General features: G+C 59.7%; 20 protein-coding genes. 10 read left to right on the top strand and 10 right to left on the bottom strand.

Annotated elements, in window-relative coordinates; all coding sequences use genetic code 11:
• Nucleotides 1-51: 51 nt before the first annotated feature.
• The gene (locus tag C1949_RS01420) at nucleotides 52-1,272 is read right to left on the bottom strand and encodes an acyl-CoA dehydrogenase family protein (RefSeq protein ID WP_104736678.1); all 1,221 of its coding nucleotides are present in this window, start codon (nucleotides 1,270-1,272) and stop codon (nucleotides 52-54) included.
• Between the two features lie 160 nt (nucleotides 1,273-1,432).
• On the opposite strand from C1949_RS01420, the gene C1949_RS01425 reads away from it, so the two are divergent.
• The 10 genes from C1949_RS01425 (at nucleotide 1,433) to C1949_RS01470 (ending at nucleotide 12,388) form a co-directional block, all read left to right on the top strand.
• Nucleotides 1,433-2,086 (top strand): TetR/AcrR family transcriptional regulator, encoded by a 654-nt coding sequence (locus C1949_RS01425; protein WP_170062975.1) that lies wholly within the window; start codon nucleotides 1,433-1,435, stop codon nucleotides 2,084-2,086.
• A 125-nt stretch (nucleotides 2,087-2,211) separates the two neighbouring features.
• Complete coding sequence (locus C1949_RS01430) at nucleotides 2,212-5,868, top strand: PAS domain S-box protein (protein ID WP_104736680.1); 3,657 nt, start codon at nucleotides 2,212-2,214, stop codon at nucleotides 5,866-5,868.
• A gap of 4 nt (nucleotides 5,869-5,872) precedes the next feature.
• The gene (locus tag C1949_RS01435; protein WP_104736681.1) at nucleotides 5,873-6,862 is read left to right on the top strand and encodes an HD domain-containing phosphohydrolase; all 990 of its coding nucleotides are present in this window, start codon (nucleotides 5,873-5,875) and stop codon (nucleotides 6,860-6,862) included.
• A 78-nt stretch (nucleotides 6,863-6,940) separates the two neighbouring features.
• Nucleotides 6,941-7,471, top strand: a complete 531-nt coding sequence (locus C1949_RS01440) for a DUF3299 domain-containing protein (protein ID WP_104736682.1) — start codon at nucleotides 6,941-6,943, stop codon at nucleotides 7,469-7,471.
• A 91-nt stretch (nucleotides 7,472-7,562) separates the two neighbouring features.
• Nucleotides 7,563-8,501 (top strand): alpha/beta hydrolase, encoded by a 939-nt coding sequence (locus tag C1949_RS01445; RefSeq protein WP_104736683.1) that lies wholly within the window; start codon nucleotides 7,563-7,565, stop codon nucleotides 8,499-8,501.
• Nucleotides 8,498-9,199, top strand: coding sequence for a tRNA (N6-threonylcarbamoyladenosine(37)-N6)-methyltransferase TrmO (gene tsaA, locus C1949_RS01450; protein WP_104736684.1), 702 nt, complete (start codon nucleotides 8,498-8,500; stop codon nucleotides 9,197-9,199). The genes C1949_RS01445 and tsaA overlap by 4 nt, the downstream gene beginning before the upstream one ends.
• Before the next feature lie 160 nt (nucleotides 9,200-9,359).
• Nucleotides 9,360-10,565 carry a GGDEF domain-containing protein gene (locus tag C1949_RS01455; protein WP_104736685.1) on the top strand — a complete coding sequence of 402 codons (1,206 nt, stop codon included), beginning with the start codon at nucleotides 9,360-9,362 and terminating at the stop codon, nucleotides 10,563-10,565.
• Nucleotides 10,566-10,596: 31 nt separating this feature from the next.
• Nucleotides 10,597-10,980, top strand: a complete 384-nt coding sequence (locus tag C1949_RS01460) for a DUF3301 domain-containing protein (protein ID WP_170062976.1) — start codon at nucleotides 10,597-10,599, stop codon at nucleotides 10,978-10,980.
• Between the two features lie 57 nt (nucleotides 10,981-11,037).
• Nucleotides 11,038-12,009 (top strand): CobW family GTP-binding protein, encoded by a 972-nt coding sequence (locus C1949_RS01465; RefSeq protein ID WP_104736687.1) that lies wholly within the window; start codon nucleotides 11,038-11,040, stop codon nucleotides 12,007-12,009.
• A gap of 25 nt (nucleotides 12,010-12,034) precedes the next feature.
• Nucleotides 12,035-12,388: an NADH:ubiquinone oxidoreductase gene (locus C1949_RS01470; RefSeq protein WP_104736688.1), complete on the top strand. Its 354-nt coding sequence runs from the start codon at nucleotides 12,035-12,037 to the stop codon at nucleotides 12,386-12,388.
• A 1-nt stretch (nucleotide 12,389) separates the two neighbouring features.
• On the opposite strand, the gene C1949_RS01475 is transcribed toward C1949_RS01470, so the two are convergent.
• The 9 genes from C1949_RS01475 to C1949_RS01515 all read right to left on the bottom strand — a co-directional run bounded on the left by C1949_RS01475 (nucleotide 12,390) and on the right by C1949_RS01515 (nucleotide 21,607).
• On the bottom strand, nucleotides 12,390-12,845 hold the full coding sequence (locus tag C1949_RS01475; RefSeq protein WP_104736689.1) for a DUF192 domain-containing protein: 456 nt from the start codon (nucleotides 12,843-12,845) through the stop codon (nucleotides 12,390-12,392).
• Nucleotides 12,842-13,699: a flagellar brake protein gene (locus C1949_RS01480; RefSeq protein ID WP_104736690.1), complete on the bottom strand. Its 858-nt coding sequence runs from the start codon at nucleotides 13,697-13,699 to the stop codon at nucleotides 12,842-12,844. The genes C1949_RS01475 and C1949_RS01480 overlap by 4 nt, the downstream gene beginning before the upstream one ends.
• Nucleotides 13,700-13,792: 93 nt before the next feature.
• Entirely contained in the window at nucleotides 13,793-14,977 is a 1,185-nt protein-coding gene (cfaB, locus tag C1949_RS01485; protein WP_104736691.1) for a C17 cyclopropane fatty acid synthase CfaB, read from the bottom strand.
• 110 nt (nucleotides 14,978-15,087) lie between these two features.
• On the bottom strand, nucleotides 15,088-16,449 hold the full coding sequence (gene glmU, locus C1949_RS01490; protein ID WP_104736692.1) for a bifunctional UDP-N-acetylglucosamine diphosphorylase/glucosamine-1-phosphate N-acetyltransferase GlmU: 1,362 nt from the start codon (nucleotides 16,447-16,449) through the stop codon (nucleotides 15,088-15,090).
• Nucleotides 16,450-16,658: 209 nt separating this feature from the next.
• Entirely contained in the window at nucleotides 16,659-17,102 is a 444-nt protein-coding gene (locus C1949_RS01495; protein ID WP_104736693.1) for a F0F1 ATP synthase subunit epsilon, read from the bottom strand.
• A 42-nt stretch (nucleotides 17,103-17,144) separates the two neighbouring features.
• On the bottom strand, nucleotides 17,145-18,521 hold the full coding sequence (atpD, locus tag C1949_RS01500; protein WP_104736694.1) for a F0F1 ATP synthase subunit beta: 1,377 nt from the start codon (nucleotides 18,519-18,521) through the stop codon (nucleotides 17,145-17,147).
• Nucleotides 18,522-18,556: 35 nt separating this feature from the next.
• Nucleotides 18,557-19,420 carry a F0F1 ATP synthase subunit gamma gene (gene atpG, locus C1949_RS01505; RefSeq protein WP_104736695.1) on the bottom strand — a complete coding sequence of 288 codons (864 nt, stop codon included), beginning with the start codon at nucleotides 19,418-19,420 and terminating at the stop codon, nucleotides 18,557-18,559.
• Nucleotides 19,421-19,496: 76 nt separating this feature from the next.
• Nucleotides 19,497-21,041, bottom strand: a complete 1,545-nt coding sequence (gene atpA, locus C1949_RS01510) for a F0F1 ATP synthase subunit alpha (protein WP_104736696.1) — start codon at nucleotides 21,039-21,041, stop codon at nucleotides 19,497-19,499.
• A 29-nt stretch (nucleotides 21,042-21,070) separates the two neighbouring features.
• Nucleotides 21,071-21,607, bottom strand: a complete 537-nt coding sequence (locus C1949_RS01515) for a F0F1 ATP synthase subunit delta (RefSeq protein ID WP_104736697.1) — start codon at nucleotides 21,605-21,607, stop codon at nucleotides 21,071-21,073.
• Between the last annotated feature and the right edge of the window lie 3 nt (nucleotides 21,608-21,610).

A 21,610-nucleotide genomic window follows, 5' to 3' on the forward strand; every position in this document is an offset into this window, starting at 1 on the left:
CGAAAACACCCGGCGTGCACCTTTCGATGCACGCCGGGTGCGTGGCCAGGCTCAGAGGAAGCGCTTGAGCTCGGCCTTGGCGATGGCGTTGCGATGGACTTCGTCCGGGCCGTCAGCAGTGCGCAGGTGGCGCGCATAAACGTACAGCTGGGCCAGCGGGAAGTCGGAAGAGAAGCCGCCGGCGCCGTGCGCCTGAATGGCCCAGTCGATCACCTGACAAGCCATGTTCGGCGCTGCCACCTTGATCATCGCGATCTGCTTGGCCGCGACCTTGTTGCCGACGGTATCCATCAGGTGCGCGGCATTCATTACCAGGAAGCGCGCCTGATCGATCATGATCCGCGACTCGGCGATGCGTTCACGCCACACGCCCTGCTCGGCCAGCGTCTTGCCGAACGCCACACGCTTGCTCAAACGTTCACACATCAGCGCCAGCGCCCGTTCGGCCTGACCGATCACGCGCATGCAGTGATGGATACGACCCGGGCCAAGGCGGCCCTGAGCAATCTCGAAGCCGCGGCCTTCGCCCAGCAGCATGTTGCTGGCCGGCACGCGCACATTGTCAAAGACGATTTCCGGGTGGCCATACGGCGGGTCCATATAGCCGTAGCAGCCCATATCACGCAGCACGGTGACGCCAGGGGTGTTCATCGGCACCAGGATCATCGACTGCTGCTGGTGGCGGTTGGGGTTGTCCGGGTCGCTCTTGCCCATCACCACCATGATCTCGCAGCGCTCGTTGGCAGCACCGGAGATATACCACTTGCGGCCGTTGATCACGTACTCGTCACCGTCACGCTCGATGCGGGTTTCCACATTGGTCGCATCGGAGGACGCCACCAGTGGCTCAGTCATGGCAAAAGCGGAGCGGATTTCGCCGTTCAGCAGCGGGGTCAGCCAGCGCTCTTGTTGTTCCTTGGTGCCGTAGCGAGCCAACACTTCCATGTTGCCGGTGTCCGGCGCGCCGCAGTTGAACACCTCGGACGCCCACATACCCGGCACGCGCCCCATCAGCTCGGCCAGCGGAGCGTACTCCATGTTGCTCAGACCCGGACCGTGCTCGGCTTCCGGCAGAAACAGGTTCCACAGCCCCTCGGCGCGTGCCTTGGCCTTCAGCTCTTCCATCAGTTGCACGGTAGTGTAGGCGTTTCCGGCCTTCTCGTTGGCACGGATTTCCTCTTCGTAACGCTGCTCATTGGGGAAAACGTGCGCGTCCATAAAATCGGAAACGCGCTTTTGCAGATCCAGCGAGCGTTCAGTCTGGTGGTACATGGCGAACTCCTGAGGTGTCGATCATGCGGTTGCGATGGCAGCCGTCCTGGACACAAAATCTCAATACACATGTGTATTGTCAATTGTGTATGGAAATAGATATGACGCAGGCTTCGTCCGACTTATAATGCTTAGCCGAGACATTCACCGGAACCATAAGATGCCCACCGCCAGCAAACCCGGTCGCCGCGGTCGCCCTACCGGCCGCGCCGTGCTGACCCCACAGGACTGGTTCAACGCCGCTACCGACGCGATTCTCGAAGGTGGCTTCGACCAATTGCGGGTGCTGCCGCTGGCCAAGCGCCTGAAAGTGACCCGCGGCAGCTTTTACTGGCATTTCGAGGATCTACCCCAGTTCATTCGCCAATTCCTCGATCAGTGGCAAGCCCAGCGTATGAAGGGCTTGCGCTACTGGCAGCCTGGGCTGGACCCGCAGCTGAGCCCCGAGCAGGAAGTGGAACGCGTGCTGCTGCTGATGTTCGAGGGGCCAGCGGTCGAGTTCAAACGCATGAAGGTGGAGTTCGCCATCCGCGACTTTGCCCAGCGCGACCTCTACGCTCGCGACATCGTCGCTGCGGTGGATGAAGCCAGGGTCGAACAGACCGCGCGGTTGCTGGAACCCCTGGTAGCGGATGGCAGCGCCCGCGGCATGGCGATGATCCAATATGCGACCGTGCTTGGCAGCGTGCTGCTGTTCCGCGGTCAACTCGGTGGCGAACGGGCACTGCAAACCATTCGCCAGCAGTGGCAGGCCTTGTTGCAAAAGCCTAAAGTTGTCACTGAGCACGCCGATACTGGGGCGAAGGCGCGCTAAGTTTTCCTGGCTGGACAGCCGGAATACACGCCGACATGATAAAAACGTGCTGTCACGCGCCGGATGCGGGATGACTGCGCACCTGCTGACGCCGATCAGGTGTCGGGCACTCTCAGGAGCGAAGCATGCCGATCCATTCCTGGTTCTATCGCGCTGATTTGCATCAGGGCACCCTGCTGCAAGGTCATCATGACCATGCCCTGATGCTGGTCTCTATCTTGGTAGCGATTGCAGCCTCCTGGCTTGGGCTGCAGGTTGCGGGGCTCGCCCACAAGGCGGCTACCCCGCTGACCCGTCATGGCGCATTGATCAGCGGCGCGGTTGCGCTCGGTGGCGGTATCTGGGCCATGCACTTCATCGGGATGCTGGCATTCAGCCTGCCGCTGGACGTTGAGTACGATTCTCAGACCACGCTGCTGTCGATGGTGCCGGCGGTGGCCGCATCGCTGGTTGCCCTCCATCTGCTCTCCCGTCCACAGCTGGGCGTTCGGGGCTTGCTGGTTGGCGGCCTGCTGATTGGTACCGGTATTGGCGTTATGCACTATGTGGGCATGACAGCGATGCGCATGAACGCGCAGCTGCTGTTTGACCCGCTGTGGTTTGCCGGCTCGATTGGTATCGCTATCGTGCTGGCGATAGTGTCGCTGTGGATTCGCTTTGGTCTACTCGAAGAGAGCCATACAAGCCTGTTGGTAGCAGCCGTTGTGATGGGGCTCGCCATCTCTGCCATGCACTACACCGGCATGGCGGCCGCCCGCTTTGTCGGCACGCCTGAAGTGGGCTACACACCACAATACAGCCACCAGCAGGATCACGGCCTGTTGATCGCCATCGCGGTTCTGGTATTTGGCACCCTGGTCGGCGCAATCAACGGCATGATTCGCTTCAGTCAGCTCTACCAGCGCGTACAGGCCAGCCAGGAGCAAATCCGCGGTATCGTCGATACCGCTGTCGACGCCATCGTAAGTTGGGACACCAGCGGTATCATTCGCGACGTCAACAATGCCGCAGAGAAGATGTTTGGCTGGCAACGCAGTGACCTGATCGGCCAGCACCTGAACAGGGTACTGTCGGAACACTCAGCCGAGTTGATGCGCGGATTCCTTGAGGATTTCAATGCCGGGCGCTACCCGGATCGGATTGCTGTCAACATCGAGCGCTGGTGCCGCCGCCGCAATGGCGACATCTTCCCCGTCAGAGTGGCGATGGGGCAGTCCAAAATCGCGGGCGAAGACCAGTTTGTCGGCTTTGTCAGCGATATCACCGAGCGCCGGGAGCTGGAAAATTCGCTGCAGGAGCGTGAGGAGCAGTACCGCAGCCTGATCAGCAATATCCCTGGCGTGACCTTCCGTTGCCTGCCTCGCGAAGACTGGCGCATGCTGTTTATCAGCGATGCCGTCGAACAACTGACCGGCTGGCCGACCGAGCGTTTTTCCGGCAACGACCTGAGTTTCGCCGACATCATTCACCCAGCCGATAGCGACTTCACCGTCGAGCACGTCATGGCCGCGATTGGCCGCCGCGAAAAGTACAACCTCGAATACCGCATCATCCACCGCGACGGCCGCATACGCTGGGTTACCGAGTACGCCAGCGCAATCTTTGACGACAACGGCGACCCGGAGTGGATCGATGGGGTCATCATCGACATCACGGAAACCAAGCTGCGCAACGCCGAGTTCGAAGGCATTGTGCATGCCATCAGCCAGGCCCAGGGCATGGCTGAGCTGGATCTGAACGGCTGCATCCGCTTTAGCAATCCGCGCCTGCTTGAGCTATGCGGCTACCCGGCAGAACAACTCAACGACCACCACTACCAATCACTGCTGGGGTCCGATCAGTTTACCGAGGCGCAATGGCAACAGGTACGCCAGGGCGAGTATCTGGCTGGCGAGTACAGCCTGCAACACGCCAGTGGCAGCAGCATCCACGTCCAGATCTACTTCAATCCGATCATGGATGCCTATGGCAATCCCAGCAAGGTGATCATGCTGGTCACCGATCTCAGCGAACGCCACCGCATGGAGCTCGACCTGCTCGAAGCAAAAGACCGCGCAGAGCTGGCAGCCGAATCCAAAGGCGCCTTCCTCGCTAACATGAGCCATGAAATCCGGACCCCGATGAACGCCATCATCGGCTTCAGCGAAGTGCTCCTGAACGAGTCACTCAGCAGCACTCAGCGCAAGTATCTGAAAACCGTCAACCAGTCCGCCCGCTCGTTGCTGGGCCTGCTCAACGATATTCTGGATACTGCCAAGCTGGAGAAAGGGGCAGTGCAACTCGACCTGCAGGATTTCTCCCTGTACGAACTGTGCCAGCAACTGATCAACGCCTTTTCGCTGGAGGCCGGCTACAAGGGACTACAGCTCAATTTCGAGTACCTCCTGCAACAGCAGCACTATCGCGGCGACGCCTTGCGGGTGCGTCAGGTAATGACCAACTTGCTGGGTAACGCGATCAAGTTCACCCAGCAGGGCAGCGTCGGACTGCGGGTAGACAGCGACCAGCAGCAGGTCCGAATCCGCATCAGTGATACCGGCATCGGCATCGCACCAGACCGCCTGCAACAGATTTTTGAGCCCTTCGCCCAGGCCGATGCCTCGATGAGCCGTCGCTTCGGCGGTACCGGTCTAGGAACCACCATCGCCCACCAGCTGGTCGAGCTGATGGGCGGCAGTATTCGTGTCGAAAGCACACCCAATCAGGGCTCAACCTTCGAAGTTACGCTGCCGCTGCAGCCGCTCGACGATCAGGTAGTGCGACTGCACAAGGACAACGCCGGTCGCATTGAGCTGCCACCGCTACGCATCCTGGTGGCGGACGATGTACCAGACAATATTCAGCTGATGGAAATAATGCTGCGCGCAGAAGGCCATCGTGTACGCAGCGCCAGCAATGGCCTGAATGCATTTGAGCGAATCGTCGAAGAAGACTTCGACCTGATTCTGATGGACATGCAGATGCCTGAAGTGGACGGCCTTGAGGCGGCGCGCATTATCCGCCGTTACGAAGCCAATATGGGCAAGCCGCCAACTCCGATCATCGCGCTCACCGCCAGCGTACTGGACAAGGACCGTCAGGCAGCCCGTGAAGCGGGTATGGAAGGCTTCGCGTCCAAACCGGTCGAACGTGCCGCACTCAAGCGCGAAATCGCCCGGGTGCTGGGGCTGCTGGTCAGCAGTGGCGAACCAAAGGGCTCTGCCGACCGGACTGGCCCACAACTGATCGACTGGGCCGACGGCGAACGACGCTGGGGCAACCGCAGCGCATTGACACAAGCCATTGAGCGCTTCTTTGCCGAATTGCCCGACCGCCTCGAAGACCTTGGCCACGCGCTCATCCAGCAGGATCGTGATCAGGCACGGACGCAGGTTCACCGAATCAACGGCAGTGCCGGCAACCTGTCTCTGCAGATATTACAGCAAGCCGCTGCCGGACTGGAGAAGCAGCTGCAACACGGTAACTCGCGCCAGCTGTCCGCCTGCCATCAAGCGCTGCTGACCGCAGCCGAGCAGACCCGGGCGGCGTTGCCGAACCCGGCACCGCGCAGCACCGCGGCGGCCAATGGTTCGCTCTCGGCCGAAGAACGGCATGAACTGATCGACAAGCTGATCACCGTGCTCAATCGCAGCGAAGTAAATGAACAGGCGCTGCAACAGCTGGCTGGAGTACTGCAGCCCGAGCAACGCCAGGCCCTGGAAAAGGCGCTGGACGACTTTGACTTTGCAACGGCAATCTCGCTGCTGGAAGCCGAGCGCAGCGTTGCCACTACAGAAGATTGATTGTATGCCTTTCAAGGACACCCGCCAGGTTCTGCTGCTGGTCGACGATGAGCCCGCCAACCTGCACGTGCTCAAGCACATCCTGCAGGAGCACTACCGCCTGCTGTTTGCCCGCGATGGTCAACGGGCGCTGGAGCTGGCAGCGGCCGAGCGACCACAGCTGATTCTACTCGACGTGATGATGCCAGGCATGACCGGCCACGAGGTCTGCGCGCAGCTCAAGAGCGACCCGCACACCAGCGACATTCCGGTGATCTTCGTTACCGCGCTTTCCAACGTCGACGACGAGATCCGTGGCTTCGAGCTGGGTGCGGTCGATTACATCACCAAGCCGGTCAGTGCCCCCATCGTCAAGGCGCGAGTGCGTACTCATCTGTCGCTGGTCCGTGCTGAAGTGCTGCGCGAAACCCGCCTCAACATTGTTCAGGCACTCGGTATGGCCGCCGAGTACAAAGACAATGAAACCGGCCTGCATGTCATTCGGATGAGCCATTTCTCACGGATCATCGCGCTGGAAGCAGGTTTCAGCGCGGAGGAAGCCGACGAGCTGTTGCACGCCGCGCCAATGCACGACGTCGGCAAGATCGGCATCCCCGATGCAATACTGCAAAAGCCGGGGAAGCTGGATGACGCCGAATGGAAGATCATGCAGAAACACCCGGAAATCGGTGCGCAGATCATCGGTGAACACGACGCCAGCATGCTGAAGATGGCCCACCGCATTGCCCTCGGTCACCATGAAAAGTGGGACGGCAGCGGCTATCCGGCCGGTCTGGCCGGCAACGCGATACCGATCGAGGCCCGAATCGTTGCGATCGCCGACGTGTTTGATGCGCTGACCAGCGTGCGCCCGTACAAGAAGGCCTGGAGCGTGGAAGACGCGGTGGCATTGATCCGCGAGCAGAGCGGCCGGCACTTCGATCCGGATCTGGTCGACTGCTTCCTGCGTCGCCTCGACGATATCAATCATATCCGCGAGCGCTGGGCCGAGTAGTCAGCGCGCGCGCACTATGGAACACTGCGCGCCAACGCCGGTCCGATAACGGCATTCGATACCAGAGTGGATACTCCCATGCTTCTGCGCTCCGCCATACTGTTGCTCGCCTTAGCCCTGCCGGTCCATGCCAGCGAGCCTCTGACCGTCGACTGGCTCGACCTGCTGCCGGCCGAGGACTATCAGGCCATGCTCGATATGCCGGAAATCGATCACGGTACAGGGCTGGATGCAGAGGGCAACTTCAGCAACAGCCTGCGCCAACGGGACAACAGCCTGCCAGAAGTCATGTATTCGACCAGAGTCGTCGCCAAGTACGATGGCAAGAACCTGCGTATCGGTGGCTACCCGGTGCCGCTGGAAACCGACGATAACGGCCGCTACACCAGCTTCTTTCTGGTTCCCTATGCCGGCGCCTGTATTCACGTGCCACCACCGCCGCCCAATCAGATCATTCTGGTCGAGTACCCGGCAGGCATTGCCATCGACGATATTTACCAACCCTACTGGGTTCAGGGCACACTGCGGGTCGAGCAGACCAGCAATGAGCTGGCAGACGCTAGCTACCAACTGCAAGCGGCACGCGTTTGGCTCTACGACGGGGAATAAGCCAAGCTACAATCCCCCACCCGGGTGGCCCCTGGCCAGCAGCGAGTACGCTAAGCTGGACCTCCCGCCCCAGCATTCAGGATAAGACAGTATGCAACTTCTGATTGGGCTGATTGGCCTGTTTTTCATCGTCGCCTTCAGCCTCCGCCGTTGGCTGCTGCGCCGCGAGTCACCCCAGGTACAGGCTGTCGAGTTTGCCGGGGAGCTCTACCGGGTTGGCCTGGCCACAGTGGCCCGGCGCGGGCCGGAAGACGCCGAACAGACTGTCATCGTGATGCCCGGCTTTGTGGAGAACTTCCTCTACTTTACCGAGCACTATCAGGATCCGTCGCTGCAACTCATTCTGCTCACCAGCGCCGACTACCACGTGCCGGTCAACCGGCCCCAGTTCAGCAAGGCCAGCTGGGTCAGCGAACCACAAGCCAGACCCTGCACCATCGCCTACGACGCCGAGGTGCTCAACCAGGCGCTGGAAAACCTTGCCAACGGCAAACAGGTGCGGGTTCACGGGCATTCCCGCGGCGGCGCCGTGGTACTTGAAGCGGCGCGCCAACGCCCGGACCTGTTCGCTCAGGTTGAGGTTGTGCTGGAAGCCCCTGTCCTGCCCCAGGGCAAGCCCTACCGTGACGTCCCGCGCTTTTTCCGCTGGTTCCTGCCGTTCTACCTGTTTGCCTGGCAGCAGCAGCCGATTTCAGCCAGCAATCGTCAGCTGTTTGGCCCGCTCGATGATCCACGCAAGCGCGAGCTGATCATGGCTCTGCCGTTCAATCCTAAGCACGGCAGTACCTTCGTCTGCAACATTCTTGATCTGGCAGACTGGATGCAAAACAACACCCCGGATATCTATCAGCATGTGCGCCGCGGCGCCATTATGGTGCCCTCACGTGACCGTATTCTTGACCCTCGCGCGATGCTCCGCAGCGCACAGCAGGCAGAAAGCCTGCAGATCATCGAAATCGATGGCTGCAGCCACCTGATCACCGCAGACCGTCCCGACTGCATACCGCCACTGGCGACACCGACACCATGAGCTGGCAGTTCGAACCGGTGGGTATCATCCACTCCTGCTTTGCAGAAAAGTTCGCTATTCCACGCCAGCCACTGCTGGCACCGGCAGCAACCGCCAGGCTCGAACTGCTGCCACCCTACCATCAGCCAGAAGCACTGGAAGGCCTGCAGGGCGTTAGCCATCTCTGGCTGATTTTTGTCTTCCACGCTGCCGCCAGCGGACCACAGCACCTGCGGGTGCGTCCGCCAAGACTGGGCGGCAACCAGCGGATCGGCGTGTTTGCCAGCCGTGCAACCCACCGACCCAACCCGATTGGTCAGTCGGTGGTGCGGCTTGAAGGTATCGAGAATGGCCAGTTGCTGCTGTCCGGCGTCGATTTGCTCGACGGCACTCCGGTGCTGGATATCAAACCGTATGTCCCCTATGCCGATGCTATCGATGACGCGATCAACCCGCTTGCCCCGCAGCCGCCCGAGGCCATTGCGGTAACCTGGACCGATGCCGCACGAGAAGAGGCTCAACAGCATCAGGACCGTCTCCGGCAACCCCTCGTTGCCCTGATCGAACAGTGCCTCAGTCAGGACCCGAAACCGGCCTACCAGCAACCGGCACCCGACCGCGAATACGGCGTGCAACTGTGGGACGTGAACGTTCGCTGGCACTATCCTCACAGCGACCAGATCCGCATACTGAGCGTCCGTCAGGCAACACTCACCTGAGATATCCGCGGTAACCGAGTCGGAGCGCGCGCACATCACGCGTCGCCTACCTAGCGGTTACCCTCCCCGGTATCGGCGCAATTGCACCAACGTGTTTAGTATCTGACCAGCCCGGGGATATACTTTAGCCAGCGTTCGCCAAAGGAAGGCTTTTCTCACCATGGCCCAGCTTTACTTTTCCCCTATCCTGCTGGGTATCTGCCTGCTGGTCGCCATCGCGCTCTGCGCTACCGCGCTGTATCTGATGGCGCCTGGTGAATCTGGTCCCGGCTTCTGGATGGCGAGCGGTTGGACCCTGATTGGCGGTGTAGTCATGTTTATGGGCTTCGTGGTTACCCGCAGTCCGCTACTCAATGTCCTCGGCAACGCCGCCCAGCTCGCCGGAGAAGCCTTTTTTCTGCTCGGCATTTTCAAGTTCATGCGCCGACCGCTGCCCTGGTGGACACTTCCCGCCAGCGTCGGCGCGATGGTTATTGCCAACACCCACTATTGGCTGGCCCACGGCAACTCCGACCTGTTGATGGGTATTTACTCCAGTATCGCAGGGCTGCTTCCGATGCAGGCAATCTGGTTGCTGCTGCGCGAGCGCAGCGATCCGGAGACCCGACCTGCCCGCTTGCTGGTAGGAGCCAGTCTGCTGCTGTATTCGGCCACCACCCTGCTACGGGGCACGCTCGCCTACCTCGATTGGTGGCATGACGCTCCCTATGTGCAGCCCTATGCATCCTTTAGCTACCTGTTGTCCTACAACTTTGCCATACCCGCGCTGGTGCTCGGCTTTGTTGGCTGCAGCCTGATGACCACCCAACGGGTGCTGGCACGCAGCAACCGGATGGCGGCTCAGCTCAAGGAGCAGGCCACCCGGGACCCGCTTACCGGCGTTCTCAACCGCCGTGCCTTCCATCAGCAGTTGCTTGCCGACGTCATTCGCAGCCAGCGTTACAACCGCCCGCTTTGCCTGGCCATGTTTGACCTAGATCGTTTCAAGCAGCTCAATGACCAGCTCGGCCACCTCGGGGGCGACGAAGCTCTGCAGCACTTTTGCCAGCTTTGCCAGCAGCAGGCCCGACGTACCGATACCTTTGCCCGGTTCGGCGGTGAGGAATTTGTGTTGCTGATGCCAGAAACCGACGCGGCCCAGGCTCGACAGCTGTTGGATCGGATCCGCCAGATGCTGGCCGATCAGCAGTTTTACCACCGGGATCAGAGCTACCGCCTGCAGGTCAGCATCGGCTTCGCCGATCTGGCCACCAGCGGCAGCCCAGACCAGTTGTTGCGCCAGGCCGACCTTGCCCTGTATCAAGCCAAGGAGGCCGGGCGCAACCAGGTGCAACTGTGGTCAGCGCCCGCTTCCGTGGCATACTGACTGGCACCGTAGCAACCTGAGTCTCACCCACGTGTTCAATCTAGGCCACGCCACACTGCTGATTATTGGCACCTTTTTCGTCTGGTGGCTATGGCGTGTCCTTGGCCAACGTGACCGCGCGCTGGCACTGGTACGCCAGCACTGCGAGCGCAATGACTTGCAACTGCTGGACGACAGCGTTGCACTTAGCGGCATACGGCTTGCTCGCCTGAACCGCGGCCGCTACGGTATCGTTCGGCGCTACGCTTTTGAGTTCACTGTAACCGGCGAGCATCGTTACGCCGGACACCTGGATCTGCACGGGACCCGCCAGTTGCATATCGAGCTGGCGCCACACCCCTTCCCAGGCAGAGCAGACGGTGACTCCCCGGTCTACACAGAGCCCGCCAGTGCTAAAATACACAGAATCTATTAGAGCACGACTGTCGATTTAAAAAAGGCGAAAATTGTTCCACGTGGAACCCGGTCAGCCATGCTAAGCCAGATCCCTACTCACCTTATCGCTGGCCCGTTGGGCGCAGGCAAAACCAGCCTGCTCCAGGCAGTTCTCGCGCAACGACCCGCCGGAGAGCGTTGGGCGATCCTGATCAATGAGTTTGGCCAGATTGGGCTAGACCAAGCCCTGCTGGGCGCTAGCGCCAACGACGGCGTCAGCTTGAGCGAAATCCCCGGTGGCTGTCTGTGCTGCGTCAACGGCGTCCCGTTTCAGGTCGGGTTGACTCGCTTGCTGCGCAAGGCACGACCTGACCGTCTGTGGATAGAGTGCTCAGGGCTAGGTCATCCTGTCAGCCTGCTGCAACAGCTGGCTGACCCGCCCTGGCAAGGGGTTCTTGATCTGCAGCCACTGATCATGGTCTGCGAAGCCTCTCAGCTGCTTACTGACGAAAGTCTGCCGGCAGTGCAGCTACAGGCGCTCCCGCTGGCGGGCCTGCTGATTGCAAACAAGGCGGATCAGCTTGATCACCTGCAGCAACAGGCGCTGCAGGCTCGCTGGCCGGACGCAGTGCTATGCCAACACGCAGCAGTCCCTTTGCATCAACTCCCTGGCGCCTCGGCCAACTCAAGCGCAGCTGCCACGCACGAGCTGCCCACACCGTCGTTACCGACCATTGGCGGACAAATCTGGCGGGACAACGCACCATGGGTGTGGCAAAGCCAGCTAACCCAAGCCCCCTACAGCATCGGATGGCGGGTGACGCCGCAATCACGGTTTCGCAGAGATGCGGTACAGTACTGGCTGAAGCAGTATCCCTTTCTTCGCGCCAAAGGGGTACTCAACACGGACGCCGGATGGCGCTCATTCAACCTGCTCGGGAATCCGACGCCCGACTCCTGGCAGCAAACGCCGTGGCGCCGTGACAACCGACTGGAACTGATTCTTGCCACCAAGCCGGACTGCGACGCCCTGGACCAGGGCTTGCGGGCTTGCCTGCTGAGCCAGTAAGGTATCCGCTTTGCCCGGAATGACCATGCCACGCGTCGTTGCCCTGCTACTCTGCCTGATCAGCCCCCAGCTCTTGGCCAGTGCCTGCCTGATAGAGTCGACCGATCAGGATCTGCCCGTGCGAATGTGCCAGCAGAACGGCAGCATTCCTCCCGCCCTGTTCGAGCAGCAGTTCTGCCAGCCACAGATTCCTGGCCGGGAGTTCAGCATTCAGATGCAGGAAAGTTGCCCTGACGGCGCCTATGGCATCTGTCATGGTGCGCACACCGAAGGCGTAGGTTATCAACAGGATATCCACTACTACAGCGCTGCCGAAGATGCTCCGATCCTCAAGGCCTACTGCGAGCAGATCAGCCAGGGCCGCTGGGAGCAGCCCTGACTCAGTTCGGCGGTGGGGTTGCCGGAAGTACAGACAGGTCCAGGTTATCCCCAACCTTCAAACCAAGCTTATCCACACTACCGGCCGGCAACTCGAACACCCAGCGCAGTGGTTCCGCTGCCTGATAGACAGCACAAGGCAGATCCGCACAGGGCGGCACCTCAGGGAACACGTGGGCGATACGTCCATCGGCGGCAACAAACACCAGATCCAGACTGATCACCATATTGTGCATCCAGATGGCTGGCCGCGTGTTTATTGGAAAGTCGAACAGCATCCCGCTGCCAAAGGGCAGACTCTCGCGCCCCATCAAGCCCTGGCGGCGACTGTCCGGATCAGCAACGACCTCCATGGCAAACTCGGTATCGCCCAGCCGGATCGTCTGGGTGGCGCCAGTGACCGGCACGGAGGTTGCCAGCAGCGCGCCCACCGCAAGAGCATAAGCAATTGATTTCATAAGGTATCTTTCAGAAGGTTCTGATAAACCATGTTGGTCAGGTAGAGCCGATCCTGTTCGCTGATATCGATGAACTCGATCCCGGTAGCAATCTGACTGTCCTGCGACTCATCGGCGCTGACTGCTCTCACCCGCGCACTCACGGTCATGTATACATCCAGCCCAGCCGGGTTGATCCGAAACGAGACCTTAATCACCTCGTCCTTGTTGGCAACCGGTCGCGGAGACAGCAGGCGCGCACCGCCAACGCTTATATCGGTCATGCGGGCCGAGGCTTGCGCTGCCCCATTATCGCGATTGATTGCGGTGACCAGATCGACCGACACCCGCGCGGAGCTGCGGATACGCATCGACTGCACACTATCAGGGTAAGCCAGATGCAGATAAGGGAAGGGAGACAGGTTCGACTTGAGCACCCGGGTCTTGTAAGCAACTGCGTCCTTGCCAACAAAGCCGCGCACCAGAAGCTGCTGGCCTTCCTTGACGAACACCAGCTTGCCCTGACTGGTCGGCGCGGTTACCAGCAGGCTAACCGGCGCGTGAAATCCAATCATCCGTACCAGATAGCGCTCCGCATTGGTGGCGCTCATCGTCTGCAGCTGAATCAGGTCACCCGGAGCCAGCTGAATCTGCTCCAGCTTGGACACCGGCCGCTCCGCGATCTGGGCAGCCGTATTCTCGCTGTTCTGCTGGGCGTTGCGGAACAAGCCAAGCTTGAGCAACTGCAGCAGCAATGGCTTGTTATCGACAACTTTGGAGTGCGGAAAAAGCACCTTGCCATCGGAATCAACAATATTCCACGGCAAGGGCTTGCCGAGGGGAATTTCCTCTTCCGTCAATGGAATAAGCGACACTCAATCACTCCGCTAGATCAACCCGGTCGTGGTCAACAATGTAGCAGTCTAGCCGGGCCTCGGCTATCTCTCGCTGCGGATGACGCCTGTGCCCTAAAGGTAGATGTCTTCGCGGGTAAGAGGTAGCGAATGGCTGCCGTTTGGCAGTGGCTTCACCGCCAGAATCTGGTGAATATCCATCCAGTTGCGCGAGAAACCGTAGGCGCACCCAGCGAGATAGATACGCCATATTCTCAACGCACGCTCATCGACCAGCGCTGCAGCCTGATCCAGCTTTTGCTCCAAATTGTTACTCCAGAGCTCCAGCGTGCGAGCGTAATGCATACGCAGACTTTCCACATCAACGACCTCCAGGCCCTGATCGCTCAACCCGGCGACCGCCATCGACAGATGCGGCAACTCTCCATGGGGAAAGACGTAACGACCGATAAACGCGCCAGCGCCGTGTCCCACTGGTCGGCCATCAACGTGGTGAGCGGTTATGCCATGATTCATGACCAGCCCGCCCGGCTTCAGCTGATTTTGAAGAACACGGAAATACTCCGGCAGGTTTGCATGCCCGACGTGTTCGAACATGCCGACGCTGATGATCTTGTCGTAGTTTTCCTTGCCAGCAAGGTCACGGTAGTCGCGCAATTCCAGATGAACGCGATCACCGAGCCCCTGCGCCGCCACCCGTTCACTGGCCAGTTTGAGCTGCTGCTTGCTCAGGGTAATCCCGTGGACGTGAACACCGTACTCCCTCGCGGCGTGGCGAGCCAGCCCGCCCCAACCGCATCCAACATCCAGCAGCCGCTCCCCACTGTGCAATCTCAGCTTGCGACAAAGGTGATCCAGCTTCTGGACCTGCGCCTTGGCCAGCGAATCGTCAGGGTGACGGAAGTAGGCACATGAATAAACCATCTCCGGATCGAGCCAGAGCGCATAGAACGCATTGGAGAGGTCGTAGTGATAAGCGATGGCATCAGCGTCGGTCCGACGATCATGCGGCTGGTGCAGGACGTCGCCATTGTCCTGCTCCGGCACCAGCAGACTGCTTAGCCGATCAGCAACCGCGACAGCTTCCAGCACGCTGCCGCGGATATCCAGGCGCTGCTGGACAAAGGCCTCACCGAGCCGGTCGAGACGCGGCGCCTGCAGTTCCTGCAGCAGCGCGGGGTCATGAATCGTCAGTTCAACCCGAGGCGATGGACCAAGATCAACACTGCCACCGTCGGGCAAGCTGAGCCGTAACGGTAGTTTCAACGCACTCAAAGAAGCGGTCAGTTGCGCGAGCATACGGACATCCCCCCAAGCAGAGCAAAACTCCCTTCACTATAGAACAGTCGAGTGAACGCGCTTTGCGCTACTGCTCAAAACCGGGTGCTGACCGCCGCATTTCAGACACTTTACTGCTTCGTCGGGCGTTTCCAGCCTTCGATATTACGCTGACGTGCCCGACTGACGCCCAGGCTGTCGGCAGGTACGTCCAGAGTAATTGTCGAACCGGCGGCAGTCGTTGCGCGGGCACCAACGGTTACCGGTGCGACCAACGCGGTGTTGGTGCCGATGAACGCACCCTCCCCTATGGTAGTCAGGTGCTTGTTGACCCCGTCGTAGTTGCAGGTAATGGTGCCGGCCCCGATGTTTACCCCCGGGCCGACCTCGGCATCACCGATATAGGACAGGTGATTTACCTTGGAACCTTCACCGATATTGGCTTTCTTGGTTTCCACGAAGTTACCGATTTTGGCACCACGCTGCAGATTGGTGCCCGGACGCAGGCGTGCGTAGGGGCCCACGTCGCAGTCTGCCGCCAGCACGGCGTCTTCGATATGGCTGAACGCCTTGATATAACTTCCTGCGCCAATTCGGCAGTTACGCAGCACGCAGTTGGCTTCGATGATGACGTCATCCTCGATCACCACACTGCCCTCCAGCACCACGTTGATGTCGATACTGATATCGCGGCCAACGGTTACCTCACCACGCACATCGATACGAGACGGGTCGGCAAGGGTGACACCCTCGGTCATCAACCGCTCAGCCTGCCGACGACGATATTCGGCTTCCAGAACGGCCAATTGAACCCGATTATTGGCGCCTAGCACTTCCGGCTCATCTTCCGGCTGCGCGACTTCGACCGGAATCTGCTCTGCCACCGCCATGGCAACCACATCGGTCAGGTAATACTCGCCCTGTGCGTTCTGGTTGGACAGGCTGTTCAGCCAGCGCGCCGCCTGGCTGCCGGGCAGCGCCATGATGCCGGTGTTCCCCTCGCAGATCAGCAATTGCTCTGCCGTGGCGTCCTTCTGCTCGACAATGGCCTGAACCTGCCCTAGCCCATCGCGCAGAATACGGCCGTACCCTGTCGGATCCGCCATGTTGACCGTCAGCATGCCCAGCGCTTGGGAGCCTGCCTGCTTACTGAGCTGCTGCAAGGTCTCGGCGCGCAGCAGTGGCACGTCACCATACAGCACCAGAATCTGGTCTGCTCCGTCGATTGCAGGCAACGCCTGGGCAACCGCGTGGCCGGTGCCCAGCTGCTCAGTCTGCAGCACCCAGTTCAGGTCAGTCGCATCCAGGCGCTCACGTACCAGCTCGGCGCCATGGCCAATCACCACGTGAATCTTCGTCGGTGACAGTGTTCTCGCACAGTCGATCACATGGCCGAGCATGGGTTTGCCGGCGACCGGATGCAACACCTTGGGCAGTTTGGAGCGCATGCGGGTGCCCTGTCCGGCGGCGAGAACAACGACGTGAAGATTCATCGGGAAATATCCTGTGAAAATGGCAGTGCGCGCATTCTAGCAAAGCTGGAAGCCTCAGGCTTTAAGCCACAAGCCACACAGGTTTATCGGGACAGCCGTGCAGGAAAACGCCTGATAGCCGTTGCAGCTATCGGGAAGTAAAAAAAAACCGCCCGGCATGGCGCCGTGCGGTTTTTTTACAGTTTGCGGCTTAGAGCTTGCCGCCGGCCTTACCGGTTGTTGAGGGCCGGTCCGCCGTACTTCTTGCGAAGTTCCTGCACTGTCCGCAATTGGGCCGCGGCCTCGGCAAGACGGGCAGAAGCCGAACCGTAGTCGAATTCTGCGCCTTTCTCGCTGAGGGCGAGTTCTGCGGCTTTCTTTGCTTCCAGAGCGGCTGCCTCGTCGATGTCGCCAGCACGGATTGCCGTGTCAGCGAGCACCTTCACCACCTTCGGCTGAACTTCCAGGAAGCCGCCAGAGATGTAAAACACCTCTTCGCCACCGTCCTGCTTGATCACCCGAACCGGGCCCGGCTTGAGGTCGGTCAGCAGCGGTGCGTGGCCGGGCATGATGCCCAGGTCACCCAGGTTACCGTGTGCAATGACCCGTTCAACCAGACCTGAGAACAGCTCTTCTTCCGCGCTTACGATATCGCAGTGCACTGTCATAGCCATTGTATCGCCTCGGTCTTGTGCCCCCTTTCGAGGGCACACCCATTACAGTTTCTTCGCTTTCTCGATCGCTTCGTCGATGGTACCAACCATGTAGAAGGCCTGCTCGGGCAGGTGATCGAATTCGCCTTTGAGGATGCCACCGAATGCACGGATGGTCTCTTTCAGCGGGACGTATTTGCCGGGTGCGCCGGTAAACACTTCAGCAACGAAGAACGGCTGGGACAGGAAGCGCTGGATCTTACGAGCGCGAGCTACCAGTTGCTTGTCTTCTTCAGACAGCTCGTCCATACCGAGAATCGCGATAATGTCCTTCAGCTCCTTGTAACGCTGCAGAACATACTGAACGCCACGAGCAACGTCGTAGTGCTCCTGACCGATTACCAGCGGATCCAGCTGACGGGAGGTGGAATCCAGCGGGTCAACGGCCGGGTAGATACCCAGGGACGCGATGTCACGGGACAGTACGACGGTCGCATCAAGGTGAGCGAAGGTCGTTGCCGGAGACGGGTCAGTCAGGTCATCCGCGGGAACGTATACGGCCTGAATGGAAGTGATGGAACCGGTCTTGGTGGAGGTAATACGCTCCTGCAGAACGCCCATCTCTTCAGCCAGAGTCGGCTGGTAACCTACCGCAGACGGCATACGACCCAGCAGAGCGGATACTTCGGTACCGGCCAGGGTGTAACGGTAGATGTTGTCGATGAACAGCAGAACGTCACGACCTTCGTCACGGAACTTCTCGGCCATGGTCAGGCCGGTCAGTGCAACGCGCAGACGGTTACCCGGCGGCTCGTTCATCTGGCCGTATACCAGGGCTACCTTGTCCAGTACGTTGGAGTCCTTCATCTCGTGATAGAAGTCGTTACCTTCACGAGTACGCTCACCCACACCGGCGAATACAGAGTAACCGCTGTGCTCGATCGCGATGTTACGGATCAGCTCCATCATGTTTACGGTCTTGCCGACACCGGCACCACCGAACAGACCAACCTTACCGCCCTTGGCAAACGGGCAAACCAGGTCGATAACCTTGATGCCGGTTTCCAGCAGCTCGTTGGAGCCAGCTTGCTCGTCGTAGCTGGGAGCAGCGCGGTGGATACCCCAACGCTCTTCTTCACCGATCGGACCTGCTTCATCGATCGGGTTGCCCAGTACGTCCATGATACGGCCCAGGGTCTTGACCCCAACCGGCACGGAAATGTTGGCACCGGTGTTGGCAACGGTCAGACCGCGCTTCACACCTTCAGTGGTACCCATGGCGATGGTACGTACAACGCCATCACCCAGTTGCTGCTGAACTTCAAGGGTCAGACCCTTGTCGGTCACCTGCAGCGCGTCATACACCTTCGGCACGTCTTCGCGCGGGAATTCCACGTCGATGACGGCGCCGATGATTTGAACGATACGTCCGCTACTCATTTGTTGGTTCCTCTAAATGGTTGAAACCGTTACCGTTAAACCGCGGCGGCGCCGCCGACGATTTCCGAAATTTCCTGAGTGATCGCTGCCTGGCGAGCCTTGTTGTAGATAAGCTGCAGGTTGCCGATAAGTTCACCGGCGTTGTCAGTCGCGTTCTTCATCGCGATCATACGTGCAGCCTGCTCACAGGCATTGTTCTCAACCACGGCCTGATAGACCTGGGACTCGATGTACCGCACCAGCAGTCCATCCAGCAGCTGTCGTGCATCGGGCTCGTACAGGTAGTCCCAGTTGCCTGTCTGTGCGTCGCCCTCTTCGGAGGCGACCAGCGGGATCATCTGATCCACTTTCGGCTGCTGGACCATCGTGTTGACGAAGCCGTTGCTGACCAGGTACAGACGGTCGATGCGACCTTCGTTGTAGCCATCCAGCATCACCTTGACGCTACCGATCAGATCGTTCAACGCAGGCTGCTCGCCCAGGTTGCTGATCGCTGCGACAACGTTTCCGCCGTAGCTGCGAAAGAAGGAAGCGCCCTTGCTACCGATCACACAAAGCTCGGTTTCAACGTTGCGGTCACGCCACTCTTTCATGCTGTTGACCAGGGCCTTGAACAGGTTAGTGTTCAGACCACCGCAGAGACCACGATCCGTGCTCACCACGATGTAACCCACCCGCTTGACTTCACGCTCTTGCATGAACGGGTGACGATACTCCGGGTTGGCGTTGGCCAGATGACCAATCACCTGCTGGATACGCTCAGCGTAAGGACGGCTGGCAGCCATGCGCTGTTGTGCTCTGCGCATCTTGCTGACCGCCACCTTTTCCATGGCGCTGGTGATCTTCTGCGTACTTTTAATACTCGCGATCTTACCGCGAATCTCTTTTGCGCCTGCCATGTCACACCCTTTCAGGTTAGCCCTTGGCCGGGTCGCACGATGCGGGGATCAGCTCACGCTGCTCCCCGCTGTCGGCTTACCAGCTCTGGGTTGCCTTGAACTTCTCGATGCCGGCCTTGATGGCAGCTTCGATGTCGTCGTTGTAATCGCCTTTCTCGTTGATCTTGGCAAGCAGGTCTGCGTGCTCGGACTTGAAGTAGGCGATCATGGCTTTCTCGAAAGCACCGACCTTGGCTTGCTCGACGTCAGTCAGGAAGCCTTTCTCGGCAGCAAACAGGCTGATACCCATCTCGGCGATGGACATCGGAGCGTACTGGTCCTGTTTCATCAGCTCGGTAACGCGCTGACCGTGCTCCAACTGCTTGCGGGTAGCTTCGTCCAGATCGGATGCGAACTGGGCAAATGCTGCCAGTTCACGATACTGAGCCAGTGCGGTACGGATACCACCGGACAGCTTCTTGATGATCTTGGTCTGAGCCGCACCACCTACACGAGATACCGAGACACCGGCGTTGACGGCCGGACGGACACCCGAGTTGAACAGGTTGGACTCCAGGAAGATCTGACCGTCAGTAATGGAGATCACGTTGGTCGGTACGAACGCAGATACGTCACCTGCTTGGGTTTCGATGATCGGCAGAGCGGTCAGCGAGCCAGTTTTGCCGGTTACCGCACCATCGGTGAACTTCTCGACGTACTCTTCGGAAACGCGGGAAGCGCGCTCCAGCAGACGGCTGTGGAGATAGAACACGTCACCCGGATAGGCTTCACGTCCCGGAGGACGACGCAGCAGCAGGGAGATCTGACGGTAGGCAACAGCTTGCTTGGACAGGTCATCATAGATGATCAGAGCGTCTTCGCCGCGGTCGCGGAAGTATTCACCCATGGTGCAGCCGGCATACGGAGCCAGGAACTGCAGGGCAGCCGGGTCGGAGGCGGAAGCGGCAACGATGACGGTGTGAGCCATTGCATCGTGCTCTTCCAGCTTGCGTACCACGTTGGCGATGGTCGATTGCTTCTGACCTACGGCAACGTAAACACACTTAACGCCGGAACCTTTCTGGTTGATGATCGCGTCAACCGCCATGGCAGTCTTACCGGTCTGGCGGTCACCGATGATCAGCTCGCGCTGACCACGACCTACCGGAACCATCGCGTCGACAGCCTTGTAACCAGTCTGGATGGGCTGATCAACCGACTTACGCCAGATCACGCCCGGAGCAACCTTTTCAACCGCATCGGTGTGCTTGGCGTTGATATCGCCCTTGCCATCGATCGGGTGGCCCAGTGTGTTGACAACGCGACCCAGCAGTTCCGGACCAACCGGTACTTCCAGGATGCGGCCGGTACACTTGACGGTCATGCCTTCGGCCAGACCCAGGTAGTCGCCCAGAATTACAGCACCAACGGAGTCCTGCTCCAGGTTGAGTGCCATACCAAAAACGCCTTCGGGAAACTCGAGCATTTCCCCGTACATTACATCGGCGAGACCGTGAATCCGCACGATACCGTCAGATACGGAAAGAATCGTACCTTCGTTACGTGCCTGAGAAGCGATATCGAGCTGTTCGATCCGCTTCTTGATGATGTCACTGATCTCTGATGGATTCAGTTGTTGCATGCCTTTATCCTCAAAACCTTATGCTGAAATCAGGAGCCCAACGACTCGGCCAGTTTGGTCAGTTTTGCGCGCACAGAGGCGTCGATGACCAAGTCGCCGGTGCGAACAACCAGTCCACCAATCAGTGACTTGTCCACAGCCGCTTCGATCTGCACGTTGCGATCCAGCTTGCGGGACAATGCCTCGGACAGCTTCTGCTGCTGCTCAGCGGTCAGCTCGAAAGCCGAGCTCACGTTGATGTCGATGGTACGCTCAAGATCAGCTCGGAAGCTGTTAAATAGCGTCGCGATCTCGGGAAGCAGGGCAAGCCTGCGATTATCGGCGAGGATCGTCAGAAAGTTGCGTTGCTCTTCGCTCACCGATTTACCGGTGCAGTCGAGGATGACGTCGGCTTTCTTCTGTTCCGCCAGACCCGGATCGGTCAGCAGCTGGCGAGTTGCCACGTCTGCGGCCACCTGGCCAGCAGCGTTCAGCACCTCGGCCCATTCGGCCAGGGCCTGTTGGGCTTTTGCCCGCTCAAATGCCGCTTTGGCGTAGGGGCGGGCCAGCGTAATCAGTTCTGCCATGAT

The organism is Halopseudomonas oceani (assembly GCF_002903165.1).
Lineage (GTDB): Bacteria > Pseudomonadota > Gammaproteobacteria > Pseudomonadales > Pseudomonadaceae > Halopseudomonas > Halopseudomonas oceani.

Excerpts from the sequence above, each read along its gene's own strand:
- C1949_RS01420 (WP_104736678.1), bottom strand. The coding sequence starts at position 1,272 with ATGTACCACCAGACTGAACGCTCGCTGGATCTGCAAAAGCGCGTTTCC.
- cfaB (WP_104736691.1), bottom strand. The coding sequence starts at position 14,977 with ATGCTCGCGCAACTGACCGCTTCTTTGAGTGCGTTGAAACTACCGTTA.
- glmU (WP_104736692.1), bottom strand. The coding sequence starts at position 16,449 with ATGAATCTTCACGTCGTTGTTCTCGCCGCCGGACAGGGCACCCGCATG.
- C1949_RS01435 (WP_104736681.1), top strand. The coding sequence starts at position 5,873 with ATGCCTTTCAAGGACACCCGCCAGGTTCTGCTGCTGGTCGACGATGAG.
- C1949_RS01515 (WP_104736697.1), bottom strand. The coding sequence starts at position 21,607 with ATGGCAGAACTGATTACGCTGGCCCGCCCCTACGCCAAAGCGGCATTT.
- C1949_RS01465 (WP_104736687.1), top strand. The coding sequence starts at position 11,038 with ATGCTAAGCCAGATCCCTACTCACCTTATCGCTGGCCCGTTGGGCGCA.
- tsaA (WP_104736684.1), top strand. The coding sequence starts at position 8,498 with ATGAGCTGGCAGTTCGAACCGGTGGGTATCATCCACTCCTGCTTTGCA.
- C1949_RS01430 (WP_104736680.1), top strand. The coding sequence starts at position 2,212 with ATGCCGATCCATTCCTGGTTCTATCGCGCTGATTTGCATCAGGGCACC.
- atpG (WP_104736695.1), bottom strand. The coding sequence starts at position 19,420 with ATGGCAGGCGCAAAAGAGATTCGCGGTAAGATCGCGAGTATTAAAAGT.
- C1949_RS01470 (WP_104736688.1), top strand. The coding sequence starts at position 12,035 with ATGCCACGCGTCGTTGCCCTGCTACTCTGCCTGATCAGCCCCCAGCTC.
- C1949_RS01445 (WP_104736683.1), top strand. The coding sequence starts at position 7,563 with ATGCAACTTCTGATTGGGCTGATTGGCCTGTTTTTCATCGTCGCCTTC.
- C1949_RS01425 (WP_170062975.1), top strand. The coding sequence starts at position 1,433 with ATGCCCACCGCCAGCAAACCCGGTCGCCGCGGTCGCCCTACCGGCCGC.
- C1949_RS01440 (WP_104736682.1), top strand. The coding sequence starts at position 6,941 with ATGCTTCTGCGCTCCGCCATACTGTTGCTCGCCTTAGCCCTGCCGGTC.
- atpA (WP_104736696.1), bottom strand. The coding sequence starts at position 21,041 with ATGCAACAACTGAATCCATCAGAGATCAGTGACATCATCAAGAAGCGG.
- atpD (WP_104736694.1), bottom strand. The coding sequence starts at position 18,521 with ATGAGTAGCGGACGTATCGTTCAAATCATCGGCGCCGTCATCGACGTG.
- C1949_RS01495 (WP_104736693.1), bottom strand. The coding sequence starts at position 17,102 with ATGGCTATGACAGTGCACTGCGATATCGTAAGCGCGGAAGAAGAGCTG.
- C1949_RS01455 (WP_104736685.1), top strand. The coding sequence starts at position 9,360 with ATGGCCCAGCTTTACTTTTCCCCTATCCTGCTGGGTATCTGCCTGCTG.
- C1949_RS01475 (WP_104736689.1), bottom strand. The coding sequence starts at position 12,845 with ATGAAATCAATTGCTTATGCTCTTGCGGTGGGCGCGCTGCTGGCAACC.